Raw genomic sequence first — 15,543 nt, 5'->3', positions numbered from 1 at the left:
TTCATTAAGAAGAGAGTTCGTCATATTTCTCTTTGGATAATAGAACTTCCCTCGGTTTGCTGCCTTCATATGGCCCGACAACGCCTCGTTCCTCCATTGCGTCAATGAGGCGGGCCGCTCTCGTATAACCGATTCTAAATCTTCTTTGCAGCATGGAAACAGATGCCGTCTGCATGCCGACGATTAATTCAACAGCTTCATCATAAAGTTCATCGGTCACCTCGGAATGGGTTTCCGTTGTCTCCTCAGGAATCATCTCCTCCTGATATTGCGCTTTCTGCTGCGTAATCACATGGTCGACGATCTTCTCCACTTCGTCATCCGACAAAAATGCTCCCTGTACACGGACAGGTTTGTTAGCCCCGACAGGCAAAAACAGCATATCGCCGCGGCCTAGCAGCTTCTCAGCACCACCCATGTCAAGAATCGTCCTTGAATCCGTCTGTGAAGATACGCTAAACGCGATTCGTGACGGAATATTCGCTTTAATGACCCCTGTGATAACGTCAACCGACGGCCGCTGTGTTGCAATAATGAGGTGGATGCCGGCAGCCCGCGCCATTTGAGACAACCTTGTAATTGAATCTTCCACATCAGATGAAGCGACCATCATGAGGTCGGCAAGCTCGTCCACAATGACTACGATATAGGGCAGCTCCGGCTGCTTCGCTTCTTCTTCATTGTTAGAGCGTTTTATATAATCATTGTATCCTTCAATATTTCTTGTACCTGTATGAGAAAATAATTCGTAACGCCGCTCCATTTCATTGACAACCTTTTTCAAGGCCTGTGACGCTTTTTTCGGGTCGGTTACGACTGGTGCAAGCAGATGCGGAATTCCGTTGTAGACATTCAGCTCTACCATTTTAGGATCGATCATCATCATTTTCACTTCATGCGGTTTCGCGCGCATCAAAATACTCGTAATAATGCCATTGACACACACACTCTTCCCGCTTCCGGTTGCGCCTGCGACTAAAAGGTGAGGCATCTTGTTTAACTCCGCCAGTACAGCTTCACCTGAAATATTGCGGCCGAGTCCGATTAGCAGCTTTGCATCAGGCCTGTCATTCAATTTAGACTCCAGCACTTCCTTCAGCGATACCATCGCCACTTCTGCGTTCGGAACCTCAATTCCAATCGCTGATTTCCCTGGTATAGGCGCCTCTATCCTGATATCCTTCGCAGCAAGTGCAAGCGCTAAATCATCACTTAAATTGACAATTTTACTAACCTTCACTCCGACATCAGGATATACCTCATATTTTGTTACCGCCGGACCTAGATGAACTTGTGTAACTTTCGCCTTTACCCCAAAGCTTTGAAAGGTGTGTTCGAGCTTTCTTGCATTTTCATATATATTCTTTTTGTCAGCCTGCTGGCCGGTATGCTTTGGATCGGCCAGTAAATCCAGTGACGGCATTTCGTAATCTTTATTTTCAAGCTCTGTAAAGGTCATTGCGGGAGCAGAAACAGCTTCTTGGTCACCTGTCTCCGTTTGGATGTCCTGAAGCGGCTCTGATACAGATTCAGCGCGTTGTTCTACGACTGAAGAATCTTCATCTTCGTTACGATCTGAAAAGCTTGAGATAATCGGCTCTGAATGAAGGAGAGGCGATGCCGTTTCCGGGTCCTCCTCATCATCAGGAGGCTTTTGTTCCATTTGCTGTTTATTGCGGGCCGGCTTTTTCTTTTTGCTAGGAGCTTTCGTTTTTTTCGATGACTTCATATTTGTTTTGACGGATTTCATATCATCAATAAATGCAAACCATTGCTCTTTTATAAAGCGGCCAATCGGACTCATCCACTTTTTCAGCGTTTCTTGAAGAGATCGCCCAGTGACTAAAATCATTCCAATTAAAATCATGACAATCGCCATAATCTGAGAACCGGTTGACGCAAATAAAAAGTGTGAAGCCGCAAACAGCAACGCTCCGATCATTCCTCCGCCTAAATCAGGTGAAGCGGAACTGCCGTTCATGTCCATCAAAAACAATTCCCACGTGTTGCGCACCACGCTTGCGGACTCAATCGACCCCTTGTGCGTCAAGTTTTTAAACAGCTGCACGTGAGAAAGCAGCAATATGCTTGCGATAATACAATACAATCCGGCCTTTCGTCTCGTTAATAGGCTTGGCGTTTTCTTCTTCCAAAACAGCGAGACTCCTAAGACCAATAAACCTAACAAGCATAAAATAAACCATTCTCCAGCAAAAAAGCGGAACAAATAGATAAAGGTTTGCCCGACTACTCCCAGCTGCAGAATCGCGATAATGGAAATGGCGATACACAGCAATCCGTTTAGTTCGAACTTTATATTGAGCTGTTTCGCCTGTTTTTTTCTTGTTTTTCGTTTTTTCTTTGCCACACTCATCACCTTACTGCGTTAAAAAATGTAAGTTCATACATAATGAAGAAAGCAGCCGTTTACAGGCTGCGTTTTTTCTGTAGGATTCCCCTATTATAGCATATTTTGCCCTTAAAAAAGGGTTGGAATCTTATACGTTTAATTTCAGCTTTTGTCCCGGAGAAATGTCTGGGTGCAGAAAATGCATTGGATTTGTGCTCATGATTTGAATGACTTCCGCTTCATTGCCTTTCATCTCGACAAGAAGCGGCACACCTTTATACTCAATCTGCTCGTGTATGTTTGTCTCCTGGTTCTGTTCTGCAAACACAATTTCCTGCGGCATCACGGTATACAGTATCATTGAATCATCCGTCCTTCTTCTTCCCTTGCTTCCTCAATAAGCTCATTCAGTTTATTGATCGCCTGCCCGACACCGCCTGCGTGATCGATTAATCCGTATTCAACTGCATCCTTGCCGACAACATTTGTTCCGATGTCGCGTGTTAAATTTCCTTTTGAAAACATCAGCTCTTTAAACTTCTCTTCGGTTATATTGGAGTGGCTAGTCACAAAATTAACAACTCTTTCTTGCATTTTATCCAGGTATTCAAACGTTTGCGGCACGCCGATTACCAATCCGGTCAGCCGAACCGGATGAATGGTCATTGTTGCTGTTTCAGCGATATAGCTGTAATCACAGGATACGGCAATCGGAACGCCGATGGAATGTCCTCCGCCAAGCACAATGGAAACAGTCGGTTTTGATAAAGATGCGAGCATTTCTGCTATTGCAAGACCTGCTTCAACATCTCCTCCGACAGTATTTAATATAATCAGCAGGCCTTCAATTTTGGGATTCTGTTCAATTGCGACAATCTGCGGGATCACATGCTCATATTTGGTTGTTTTGTTTTGCGGAGGAAGCTGAACATGGCCTTCTATTTGTCCGATAATGGTCAGACAATGAATATTTGTATCTTGAGGCAGCTGGGGGAGCGCCGTTTCACCAAGCTGCTGTATTTTATTCATAATGCTGTCCTTCGCATCATTTTTTTCAGGACGCTCTTCTTCTGTGTTTTCCATACGATGATCCATTTGCTTTCACCCTTTCCGAGTTTCTCTTTGTATTATGAACAAAGTCACTGCATTCAATCCCCGGTTTACAAGGCAAAAAATAAAGACCGGAGCAGCTCCGGTCTTTCGTCTGACATTATACTTCCATAATAATTGGGATGATCATCGGTTTACGTTTCGTTTTTTCATATAGGAATTGGTTCAAAGCATCCCGCATCGCCTGCTTCAGCGTTGACCATTCCACATTTGATGTTTCAGTCGCTTCTGTCACGATGGAACGGACAAGTTCAGTAGCCTGTACGATAAGGCCTTCAGACTCTCTTACATAAACAAAACCGCGTGTGATAATTTCTGGTCCGGATACAAGATGTTTATTTTTTTATCAAGTGTAATGACAACGATTAAGATTCCGTCCTGTGAAAGCAAACGGCGGTCTCTCAGTACGATATTACCGATATCACCGACACCTAAACCATCAATTAAAATATTGCCATACGGAACTTTATCCCCAATTTTTACGTTCTGGCCGCGAAATTCAACGACGTCTCCTTTTTCAATTAAGAAGATGTCACTGCGCTTCATGCCGGTTTCTTCAGCGATTTTCGAATGAGCTTTTTGCATTCTGTATTCGCCGTTTACAGGAATTAAATAAGTTGGTTTAAGCAGATTGATCATCAGCTTTAACTCTTCTTGTGAGCCGTGGCCAGAAACATGGACACGCTTTTGGGCAAAGATGACTTGCGCTCCGGCTCTCGCAAGAAGATCTACTGTTTTCGAATAAATGAGTTCCTGTCCAGGGATTGGTGTGGACGCAATGACAACTGTATCCCCTTCTTCAATATTCAGCTGTTTGTGAGCCTTGTTTGCCATTCTTGTCAGGGCAGCTAACGGTTCACCTTGGCTGCCGGCAGTTATAATGGCCACTTCACGCTTCGGATATTTTTTAACATCCTGCACAGAAATAAACAATTCATCATCCGCTTCAATATAGCCGAGCTTTCTTGCCAGCTGCAAGATAGATTGAAGATTTTTTCCGGCGATGGCAATCTTTCTTCCATTTTGAGACGCTGCATGAATGACTTGCTGAATCCGGTTAATATTAGATGCGAAAACAGCAACAATGACCCGGTTCTCTGAATTATACAGCGCGTCCGAAATTTCTCCGCTGACAGCTGCTTCCGAAGGTGTATGTCCCGGACGTTCCGCATTTGCACTGTCAGATAGCAGGGCAAGCACGCCGCTATTTCCGATCTTGGCGATCTCGCCAATGTCACAGATTTGATTAAGCGCAGGTGTTTGGTCAAATTTGAAATCGCCCGTGCATACAATAGATCCAAGTGATGTTTTAAAACTCACACCTACTGAATCAGGGATGCTGTGAATTGTTCTAAAGAACGATACTTTAGTCGATTCAAATGTAATGACAGATTTGGAGTGAATTTCTCTTAAATCAGATTTTCGGTTATGTCCGTATTGTTTTAACTTTTCTCTTAATAGCGCAAGCGTCAGTTTTGTTCCATACACTGGAACGGACAGCTTGTTTAATAAGTAAAAAACGCCGCCGATATTTTCATCATGCCCATGTGTTAAAAAGATGGCCTTGACGCGGTCAGCCCGTTCAATCAAATATGATATGTCAGGAATCACTACATCAATACCGAGCATTTCGTTTTCTGGATGCATAAGGCCGGCATCAACGACAAATATGTCTGAGTCAATTTCGATGACATAAAGGTTCTTCCCAATTTCTCCGACACCGCCAAGGGCGATAATTCTAACGTTTTCTGTATTTTTCTTTTTCAAAATCTATATCCTCCTAGTCTCATACCCGTCCATCATCACTTGTTCCTATTATAACTGAAAGTAAATTTAGAAAACAAGATAAAGCAGAAGGTTTAGGGAAAACCAATATGTATAAGAAACGGTCAAACTCAGCTAAATGTGAGAATGACCGCGTTTGTTCCACTGTATGAATTTTTCTTACAGTTCGCTGATCGTGCTGCTTAAGCTCAGCCGTTCATCTTCGCTTAGCGGAATAAGAGGAAGCCGCACTGATCCGACATCAAGGCCTCTCAGCTGAAGCGCTGTTTTGACAGGAGCCGGGTTAGGCGCTTTAAACAGTTCCTTCATAATCGGCAGCAGTTTCTGATGGATCAGTGCCGCATTAGCTGTTTGCCCATTCGTATAATTTTTGATCATTTGCTGCATATCAGAGCCTGCAATATGGCTCGCGACTGACACCACTCCTCTTCCTCCGACTGAGAGAATAGGAAGCGTCAAGGCGTCATCCCCTGAATAGACAGAAAAGTCTTCCTGCGTTTCCGCAACAATCTTCGTAATCGCTTCGAGGTCTCCGCTCGCTTCTTTAATCGCAACAACATTCGGAATGTCTGACGCCAAACGAATCGTCGTTTCCGGAGCGAGGGAAGCGACTGTGCGGCCCGGCACATTATACAGCATGACAGGAAGAGACGTTTCTGCCGCAATTGCTTTAAAATGCTGGTACATCCCTTCTTGAGAAGGTTTATTGTAATACGGCGTAACGAGCATGACCGCGTCAACGCCAGCTTCCTCAGCTTTTTTTGTCAGCTTAATGGAATCTTTCGTGTTGTTGCTTCCAGTACCCGCGATAACCGGCACCCGTCCGTTTACTACTTTTACCGTATATTCAAAAAGCGCAATTTTTTCTTCAGTGGAAAGGGTTGGCGACTCCCCAGTTGTTCCCGCCACTACTAAAGAATCCGTTCCGTTTTTTAACAAGTAATCAATCAGTGTAGACAGTTTTTGAAAGTCTACGTTCCCTTTATTGTCAAAAGGTGTAATCATCGCTGTAGACACATTTCCGAAATTCATTTTATTCACCTCATCATGATTCAATCACATTTACTTGGAAAGTTCAAACACTTCATGCAAAGCGTTTACAGCAGGAACTAAATCGGCTTCATGGACAAGCACCCATATCGTCGTATGGCTGTCAGCCGATTGAAGAATCGGAATTTCTTTATCTGAAAGAGCCGAAACAATTTTTGACGTGACACCAGGAACACCCATAATGCCCGCTCCGACTGCCGAAACCTTTGCGCAATTTCTCGTAACCATCGGATCATAGCCCATATCCATTAAAATGCGCTGAGCTGTTTCTGTTTTATTCCCGGCCACCGTATATACGATTTCACTAGGTGTAATGTTGAAGAAATCGACACTGATTCCCGCATTCGCCATTGCCTTGAACACTTCAGTCTGAACGTTATACTGGCCGATTTTCGCTGGCACTTTGAACTGCGTGACATCTTTGACATGGGCAATTCCCGTAATCAGCCTTTCAAAAACATCGCTTCCGACTTTGGAAGAGTGATGTGATGTCACCAGTGTGCCTTTATCTTTTGAATAAGTCGAACGGACGCGGATCGGAACCTTGGCCTGCATCGCAATCTCCACGGCCCGCGGATGAATGACCTTTGCCCCTTGATACGCCAGGTTGCAAATTTCCGTATACGTCACGACAGGAAGCGGTTTCGCATTTTCTACTACTCTTGGGTCAGCAGTCATCACACCTTCTACATCGGTGAAAATATCGATGTATTCCGCGTCAACCGCTGCGCCGAGTGCGGCTGCGGACGTATCGCTGCCCCCTCTGCCGATCGTAGTTGTATCACCCTTTTCAGTTGCGCCCTGGAACCCTGCGACGACTACAGCGTCATGATTCGCGAGCACACTGAATAAACGCTCCGGTCTCATTTCAAGGATTTTTGCATTGGTATGCTGATCATTCGTTAAAAAGCCAGCCTGAGCCCCTGTCAGCGCAGCTGCATTCACACCGTTATCAAGCAGCATGCTTGTAAAGACGACAGAGGAAATGGTTTCTCCGCATGATAAAAGCAAATCCTGCTCTCTCGGAGAAATCGCTGACTGATCGCCGTAAAGCAGCCCAAGCAAAGAATCCGTTGCATATGGGTCTCCTTTCCGGCCCATCGCTGAAACGACAACGACAACCTTATATCCTTCACTGATTGCTTCTGTAATATGCTCTAAAGCCAGTTTCCGGCCTTTATCATCTTTTACAGATGTTCCGCCGAACTTTTGAACAATTATCTTCACTGTTTTCACTCCAAATTATTCGGACGTAACAGAAGAGAGCAGGCTGATAGCGCCTTACTCTCTTCTATTCGTCTTTGGGAAATTCTCTCTTTTATACGAGGTTTAGTTTTTTCAGGCTTTCTGCAATCTGAACAGAGTTCCATGCCGCGCCTTTTAACAGGTTATCAGAAACAACCCATAAATGAAAACCGTTTGCTCTGTCCAAGTCTTTGCGAATGCGGCCAACAAACACATCATTTTTGCCAACGGCATCAGCAGGCATCGGATAAAGCTGCTGGCTTGGGTCGTCCTGAAGCGTCACGCCCGGAGCTTCTTTTAAAAGATTTTTGATATCTTCAACCGTAGCGTCATCACGGTCTACCTCGATGTAGACGGACTCTGAGTGTCCAGTTTGAATTGGCAGTCTCACACATGTAGCCGCTACTTGAAGGTCAGGCATGTGCATGATTTTTTTCGTTTCATTTATCATTTTCATTTCCTCAAACGTATAGCCGTTATCTTGGAATTTATCAATTTGTGGAATCGCGTTGAAGGCGATTTGATAGTGCTTTTCGTCACCTTTTACAGGCATGATCGCAGGCTCAATTTCTTCTTGGTCTAAAATCGCCTGTGTTTGGCTGTAAAGCTCTTTTACAGCTTCATTTCCTGCTCCTGATACCGCCTGGTACGTTGATACGATGACTTTGTTTAAACCGTATGCTTTGCGGATCGGTTCAAGGGCCGCAACCATTTGGATTGTAGAGCAGTTCGGATTGGCAATGATGCCGTTGTGTTCACGCAAGTCTGCCTCATTCACTTCAGGCACAACAAGCGGTGTATTTTCGTCCATACGGAACGCACTCGTATTATCGATACATATAGCGCCGCGTTTTACAGCTTCTGGTGCCAATGCCTGTGATACGCTTCCACCGGCGCTGAACAAAGCAATATTTATCCCTTCAAAGCTCTCAGGAGTAGCTTCTTGAACAGTCAGCTCTTCGCCTTTAAACGTGACTTTTGTCCCCGCAGAGCGTTTTGAAGATAGCAATGTAAGTGTGTCCATTTCAAAGTTTCTGTCTTCAAGTGTTTTCAGCATTTGTTGTCCTACAGCCCCTGTCGCTCCGACAACAGCTACGTGTAAACCTCTTCCCATCTGTAAAACTCCTTCCGCCAATCAGCCTCATTGAATTGATTTGACTATGATTTTACGTTTTATTTTACCATAGAATATGCGGGTGATGACCGAATTTTTTAGTTTGGGTAAGATTTTCTGTAAATTTAGTCATTTCCCTGATAATTCTCAACCAGGACCGGCTGAAGCTGTTGATGCATAAGCGCCTTTTCAATGGTTTGCGGAAGCAGGTCCATTTTGGCTACCATTGAATTCGGTTTTTTAAATGGATCATCTTGCCCAAATGGAATAAAAAAGATGTTTTTTGTTGACATGAGTCTCATTAAATTTGTTCCGTTTAAACCGAGAGCATCATTTGTCGAGATGCCAAGAACGACCGGCCGATTGTTCCGAATTGTCGCTTTTGCCGCCATCAGCACCGGACTGTCTGTCATGGCATTTGCAAACTTGCTCATTGAGTTTCCGGTTAAGGGAGCAATGATCATGCAGTCAAGGGGCAGCTTCGGCCCAAGGGGCTCAGCCTTTACAATCGAATCGATGGCCTCATATCCGGTCAGGTCTTCTATTTTACGAACCCATTCCGCTCCTTCGCCAAATCGGGTATTTGTGGATTTTACATTAAACGTGACAACCGGCCGGACTTCCGCCCCTTCGTTAACCAGTGCCTCGATTTGCGGAAAAACCGCTTCGTATGTGCAGTGTGATCCCGTGAGTCCAAACCCAATTCTTTTTCCTTTTAATGACGACATGCTTATTTCCCCTCCTCAGCTTGTATGTCAGCCAATAGCTTGCTCAAGACGTTCGCGAGGATTTGCCCAGCTGTTTTAGGAGCGACAATTCCTGGAAGACCAGGGGCAAGAAGTGCTTTAATTCCCTGTTTTTCGGCAAATTTGAAATCCGTGCCTCCGGGACGTGAGGCCAGATCCAATATTAAGGTTTTTGGTGTCATGCTAGAAAGCACCTTTTGATCTAAAATCATACTCGGTATTGTATTAATACAAATATCTATATCTTTCACATGTTCTTTCAGCTCATCGGTATGAAAAGGAACGAGTCCCATTTCAGTAATACGCGCCAGATGCGCTGAACTTCTTGCCCCCACTTTTACATTCGCTCCGAGCGCGGCAAATGTACGGGCAATCGTCATCCCGGTGCGCCCCAGGCCGAGAACGGCCACCTGAGATCCGTGTATCGTATAATCCGTGTGCTGAATAGCCAGCATAATCGTTCCTTCTACTGTCGGAATAGAATTGTATATCGCAATGTCATCCCGTTCAAACAGCTTAACAAGTTTTCTGTTTGCTTGAGCTGCAATGCTTTCTAAATAGGCGTTAGAAATTCCTGAAAAAATGATGCAGTGTGCAGGCGTTTTGTCGAGATGCTCCTGTTTTAACACAACCTCTTCATTCGAAAATACAGTCGATACGACACCTTCTCCTGTTGTTGCTGATACTGGGAGAATAACACTGTCAATTTGCTGAAAAGGAATTTCATCAATATAGCATTTTACTGCTCCAGTAAAACCGTGATCCAATTGGTCAAAACCAACAAGATAAATATCAGCCTGCTGTTCAGTGAGCTTTCTTATAATTTCGAGCTGTCTTGCGTCACCGCCGATAACTGCAATTTTCAATCCGGTTAACATGTTAAACGTTCACCTTCTTTGTATATACTGGATCTCTAGTTGTTAAGCTCCCCTTCATCTTATGATGGAAAGGGAGGACCGGTGAATTAAAACGCGCTTTTTTCACACAAAAAAACACCGGCTGCCGAAGCCGGTGTTTCATCAGTTTACTTTAGGGCGCTCTCTACATTCTTTTGGGCTTTTTCATTCACTCTTGCCGAGGAGATATTTCCTCAGGTACGTCTAATATAATCATATCGGAGCCGATTTTTTGAATATGATGCCAGGGGACACGAATGCCATGGCCTTGTTTTCTCAAACCAAACCACTTAACTGTCGGAATGAGAAGTGCCGTAATCTGTCCATCCTGTTCATTAATTTCTAAATCTGTCTGTCCTAGCACTCCCAGCCGTTCAGCTCTCTTGATGTCTACAATTTCCTTCCCTGATAATTCACTGAGCCGCATGTCTGTCACCCCCTTGTACTATGTATGATTAAAGAGGGGGAAAAATGCCTGCCGTTTAACGGAGGCAGGCATTCAGTTATTGACAAGATCCTCAAACACTTTTAGTTTGGGGTTGCATTTTTTCTGCGTGATTGAAAATGGAGAACTAGGAAAGACGCATTGGAGCGGAGCAAAAGTTCTCATTCGTGAGCGCCGCGCGCAGGCAACGAATGCGAGGATTTATCCATATGCTGAAAAGCCTGCTCCGTTATGGTACAGGCTTTTCCTTGTTAAGACGGTATAGTGCCGGAAGGGCTGATGAGCGCCAATGCATAGTCTTCAGTAAATAACTGTCTGGCAAGGCCGTTGACCCGCTCTAAGTTCACGGCGTTTAATTCCTTGATGATTTCATCTAATGTTTTATGTTTGCCAAGCAGCAGTTCATTTTTCCCATTTCGGCTCATTTTGCTGTTTGTGCTTTCTAAGCTCAGCATCAAGCTTCCTTTCATTTGCTCTTTGCTGTTTTCCAGCTCCTTCGAGGTAATCCCCTCGCGTTTTAATGTGGCAAGGGTTTCTTGAATGGTTTCTGACAGCTGATGAAGCTGATTTGCACCGGTCCCGCCGTAAATGGTAAGCATTCCGCCGTCCTCATAAGAGCTGTGATAGCTGTAAACAGAATAAGCGAGCCCTTTATCTTCGCGGACATCTTGAAACAGCCGGCTGCTCATGCTGCCTCCGAGCACATTATTCAGGACGATTAAATCATAAATGCTTTTATGGCCAACCTCTAGGCCTTTAAAACCAAGGCATAAATGAGCCTGCTCTGTTTCTTTTTTTCTCGTCAGTTTTTCCGTGTAGAACTCAGGCTTTGCAAGGCCTGTCGCTTTGCCTTTCGCTTCGTATGATCCGAACCATTTTTCTACATCTTTGATAAAGCTTTCAGATATATTGCCCGCTACCGAAATTACCACTCGGTCCGGTGTATAATAATCATGCATGTATTGTCTGAGAGAATCACCGTTGAAGGAATCAAGCGTTTCTTCTGTGCCTAGAATCGGGTAGCCTAAAGAATGATTGCCGTAAGTGGCTTTGCTCAGTAAATCATGCACAATATCGTCCGGCGCATCTTCGTACATTTTAATCTCTTCATATACTACATTTTTTTCTTTTTTCAGCTCGTTTTCATCAAACGTTGAATGAAAGAACATATCTGCTAATACGTCCAGCGCGTAATTCGCATGCTCGTCAAGCACTTTTGCATAGTAGCACGTATATTCCTTTGAGGTAAACGCATTAACCTGACCGCCAATACGATCAAAAGATTCTGCTATCTCACGTGCAGATCTTGTGCTCGTCCCTTTAAAGAACATATGCTCTAAAAAGTGAGAAATCCCGTTGATCTCCGGTGTTTCATGCCGCGAACCTGTGCCGATCCACACGCCAATCGCAACAGAACGGACTGTCGGGTTATTTTCCAGCACAACTCTTACACCATTTTGACACGTATATCGTTTCATCAAATTTGTTCCTCCTATTCAAAGACAAGCTACCTGTAACTGTTACTTCAACAGTCTTGTTTCATCCATTAGTTCGGTGACTGTTCCAAGCGCGTATCCTTTATCTTTTATCTTTGTAATCAGCGCTTCAAGACTTTCCGCCGTAGGGTCAGTCGGATGCATTAAAATCATGGCACCATTATGTATCTTGCTTAACACTCTCGTTTGAAGTACAGACGGAGCCGGTTTTTGCCAATCGATCGTATCAACTGTCCACATGACTGTTCCCATCTGTTTCTCAGCTGCAATGTCGACGACCGCTTTTCGAAAACTTCCGCTCGGCGGAGCAAACCACTTCGGCTTAACACCGATCGTTTTTTCTATTTGCTCATTTGTCTTGTCGAGCTGTTCGGAAATTCTTTCTGTAGTCAGTTTGCTCATATCCGGATGATTGTATGAATGATTTCCTATCTCATGTCCATCTTCCGCAATCTTCTTAGCGAGCTGTTCATTTTTCCTCACCCAATTGCCTTCTAAAAAGAACGTAGCCTTGACCTGATGCTTTTGCAAAATAGGGAGCATTTTTTCTAAACACTCATTTCCCCATGCCACATTGATTAAAAAAGACACCATCGGTTTGTCTGGATTTCCTTTATAAATAGGCTCAGGTTGAAGAGACTCAAGATGAACGGTTGGTTTTACTTGGCTGTACACTAGATTACTTTCCCGAAACTCGCCTTGCTTTTTCATTTTTTTATATGATTTTTCTATATTGACCTTTAACCCATTGTAACCAGGAATACTTTTCCACACCTTATCGATTCTGGCATCCTGGGGCTTCACTTCGTACTCAGGCGCTTTTTGAAGCAATTCTTCATATAACGGGTCTTTAGATGCCGTGACAGTCACCGTATCTTTTTTCATAGCCCCTATATAATCAAGTGTATACGGATTTTTCATCATCTCAAATGAAACAAAAAACAGAAATAGAAACACGGCAAACGGCACAAATTTTTTGTACATGTTCTGTCCCCCCCTCACCTCACATTATGAAGGAGAAGGACAAGGTAGAACCCGTCAGCTTTTTTAAAAGCTTCAAAATAAAGAAGCCGGGTCTCCCAGGCTCCTTTTATGTTTTCATTTAAGATTGTTGTTGTTCTTCTTTTTCTTTCTCTTCACGGAGCACCGCTTTACGGGACAAATTGACTCGTCCTTGTTTATCAATTTCAGTGACCTTGACAAGGATCTCGTCCCCGATTTTCACAACATCTTCAACTTTCCCTACGCGTTCAAGCGCAAGCTCTGAGATGTGCACCAAACCGTCTTTTCCGCTGAAAATTTCAACAAAAGCCCCGAATTTTTCGATTCGTTTCACTTTACCTAGATAAAGCTGGCCGACTTCAACCTCTCTGACAAGGTCTTCGATGATTTTTTTCGCTTTATGGTTGCTGCTTTCATCTGTTGAAGAAATAAAGATGGTGCCGTCCTGTTCAATATCAATTTTAACACCGGTTTCTTCAATGATTTTATTGATTTGTTTTCCGCTTGGCCCGATGACATCGCGGATCTTATCAGGATTAATGGCCATTGTTAAAATCTTAGGCGCATATTGAGAAAGCTCTTTTCGTGATTCGCTTAATGTCGCAAGCATACTGTCAAGGATTTCCATTCTTCCTTTTTTCGCCTGCTGCAGCGCTTCTTCAAGAATCTCTCTGGAAAGGCCTTCGATTTTAATATCCATTTGCAGCGCCGTTACGCCTTTATCAGTTCCGGCTACTTTAAAGTCCATATCTCCAAGCGCGTCTTCCATGCCTTGAATATCGGTCAGAACAGTGTAATGTTCGCCTGATTTAACAAGACCCATCGCAATACCTGCAACCGGGGCTTTGATCGGTACACCGGCATCCATCATTGCAAGTGTGCTTGCGCAAATACTTGCTTGAGACGTAGAACCGTTTGATTCCAGCACTTCTGACACAAGACGGACAGTGTAAGGGAAGTCTTTTTCAGACGGAATAACTGGCTCAAGCGCTCGCTCACCCAGTGCTCCGTGTCCGATTTCACGGCGTCCCGGTCCGCGCATTGGCCCTGTTTCCCCAACGCTGAATTGCGGGAAATTGTAATGATGCATAAACCGTTTCGACTCTTCCACACCTAAGCCGTCAAGGATTTGCACATCACCTAGAGCGCCTAACGTACATACGCTGAGGGCCTGTGTTTGTCCCCTTGTAAATAGCCCTGATCCGTGCGTTCTTGGCAAGAGGCCGACCTCAGAAGAAAGCGGGCGGATTTGATCGACACCGCGGCCGTCCGGTCTTACTTTCTCTTCAGTAATCAAGCGGCGAACTTCATTTTTCACCATCTTGGATAAAATCTGCTTCACTTGTTTGATTGTGTCTTCATCATGCTCTTCATCCTCGAATTTTGCCACAACGGTATTTTTCACTTCATTAATGGCATCTTCTCGGGCATGCTTTTCATGAACCTGGATAGCTTTCAGCAGATCCTCTTCTGCTAAAGCTTTTACTTTTTCACTAAGCTCTTCATCAATTTCATATAGCGCAATTTCTGATTTTTCTTTGCCAACTGCAGCTACAATTTCTTCTTGGAATGCAATCAGGCGTTTAATCTCATCATGGCCGAACATAATGGCTTCAAGCATCGTTTCCTCAGGAACCTCGTCCGCGCCTGCTTCTACCATGTTAATGGCATCTTTCGTACCGGCCACCACAAGATTGATATCGCTTTTTTCAAGCTGATCGACTGTCGGATTAATGATAAATTTGTCATCAATGCGCCCGACAGTAACCCCTGCAATCGGCCCTTCAAACGGAATATCCGATACAGAAAGAGCAAGAGATGAACCGAACATAGCAGCCATTTCAGAAGAGCAGTCTTGGTCAACACTCATGACAATGCTGATAACTTGAACCTCATTACGGAATCCATCAGCAAACAAAGGACGGATCGGACGGTCGATTAAACGACTGGCGAGAATTGCCTTTTCGCTCGGGCGTCCTTCTCTTTTAATAAATCCGCCCGGAATTTTCCCTACCGCATATAATCTTTCCTCATAGTTTACAGTAAGCGGGAAGAAATCAAGCGGTTTTGGCTCTTTTGAAGCAGTTGCTGTACTAAGCACTGCTGTATCACCGTAACGGATCATCACAGCACCGTTTGCCTGTTTGGCAAGCTGGCCGGTTTCAACGGTAAGCGTTCTGCCGGCCCAATCTATGGTAAAGACATGTTTTTCTTGTCCCATACAATTACGAACTCCTCTCTTCGTTGTGTGAAATAATCAATTACTCCTATTATGAACGAAATGAATTGAACATATCAATGTCA

At 44.2% G+C, this 15,543-nt stretch carries 12 protein-coding genes and 1 pseudogene; all 13 read right to left on the bottom strand.

Annotated elements, in window-relative coordinates; translation table 11 throughout:
- Positions 1–4: 4 nt before the first annotated feature.
- The 13 genes and pseudogenes from spoIIIE to pnp all read right to left on the bottom strand — a co-directional run bounded on the left by spoIIIE (position 5) and on the right by pnp (position 15,460).
- Positions 5–2,368 carry a DNA translocase SpoIIIE gene (gene spoIIIE, locus SC79_RS04130; RefSeq protein ID WP_039073998.1) on the bottom strand — a complete coding sequence of 788 codons (2,364 nt, stop codon included), beginning with the start codon at positions 2,366–2,368 and terminating at the stop codon, positions 5–7.
- 130 nt (positions 2,369–2,498) lie between these two features.
- Entirely contained in the window at positions 2,499–2,711 is a 213-nt protein-coding gene (gene tepJ, locus SC79_RS04125) for a TepA modulator TepJ (RefSeq protein ID WP_039073997.1), read from the bottom strand.
- Positions 2,708–3,445: a translocation-enhancing protein TepA gene (gene tepA, locus SC79_RS04120; RefSeq protein ID WP_010327991.1), complete on the bottom strand. Its 738-nt coding sequence runs from the start codon at positions 3,443–3,445 to the stop codon at positions 2,708–2,710. The genes tepJ and tepA overlap by 4 nt, the downstream gene beginning before the upstream one ends.
- Positions 3,446–3,560: 115 nt before the next feature.
- Positions 3,561–5,227: pseudogene (rnjB, locus tag SC79_RS04115) on the bottom strand (ribonuclease J2).
- Between the two features lie 177 nt (positions 5,228–5,404).
- Positions 5,405–6,277, bottom strand: coding sequence for a 4-hydroxy-tetrahydrodipicolinate synthase (gene dapA, locus SC79_RS04110; RefSeq protein WP_039073996.1), 873 nt, complete (start codon positions 6,275–6,277; stop codon positions 5,405–5,407).
- Between the two features lie 30 nt (positions 6,278–6,307).
- On the bottom strand, positions 6,308–7,522 hold the full coding sequence (gene dapG / locus SC79_RS04105) for an aspartate kinase (protein ID WP_039073995.1): 1,215 nt from the start codon (positions 7,520–7,522) through the stop codon (positions 6,308–6,310).
- 91 nt (positions 7,523–7,613) lie between these two features.
- Entirely contained in the window at positions 7,614–8,654 is a 1,041-nt protein-coding gene (gene asd, locus SC79_RS04100; RefSeq protein WP_039073994.1) for an aspartate-semialdehyde dehydrogenase, read from the bottom strand.
- A 125-nt stretch (positions 8,655–8,779) separates the two neighbouring features.
- On the bottom strand, positions 8,780–9,382 hold the full coding sequence (dpaB, locus tag SC79_RS04095; protein WP_039073993.1) for a dipicolinate synthase subunit B: 603 nt from the start codon (positions 9,380–9,382) through the stop codon (positions 8,780–8,782).
- 2 nt (positions 9,383–9,384) lie between these two features.
- Entirely contained in the window at positions 9,385–10,278 is an 894-nt protein-coding gene (gene dpaA / locus SC79_RS04090) for a dipicolinic acid synthetase subunit A (protein ID WP_039073992.1), read from the bottom strand.
- A 187-nt stretch (positions 10,279–10,465) separates the two neighbouring features.
- The gene (locus tag SC79_RS04085) at positions 10,466–10,723 is read right to left on the bottom strand and encodes a YlmC/YmxH family sporulation protein (protein ID WP_010327998.1); all 258 of its coding nucleotides are present in this window, start codon (positions 10,721–10,723) and stop codon (positions 10,466–10,468) included.
- A 269-nt stretch (positions 10,724–10,992) separates the two neighbouring features.
- Positions 10,993–12,222, bottom strand: coding sequence for a M16 family metallopeptidase (locus SC79_RS04080; RefSeq protein ID WP_039073991.1), 1,230 nt, complete (start codon positions 12,220–12,222; stop codon positions 10,993–10,995).
- 39 nt (positions 12,223–12,261) lie between these two features.
- On the bottom strand, positions 12,262–13,221 hold the full coding sequence (locus SC79_RS04075) for a polysaccharide deacetylase family protein (protein ID WP_039073990.1): 960 nt from the start codon (positions 13,219–13,221) through the stop codon (positions 12,262–12,264).
- Between the two features lie 118 nt (positions 13,222–13,339).
- A complete protein-coding gene (gene pnp / locus SC79_RS04070; protein WP_010328001.1) occupies positions 13,340–15,460 on the bottom strand; it encodes a polyribonucleotide nucleotidyltransferase in 2,121 nt (706 codons plus the stop codon).
- Between the last annotated feature and the right edge of the window lie 83 nt (positions 15,461–15,543).

This window comes from Bacillus sp. MSP13 (genome assembly GCF_000815295.1).
Classification (GTDB): Bacteria; Bacillota; Bacilli; order Bacillales; family Bacillaceae; genus Bacillus; species Bacillus vallismortis.
The sequence above is the reverse complement of the archived record's forward strand: the minus strand, read 5'-3'. Positions and strand labels throughout refer to the sequence as shown.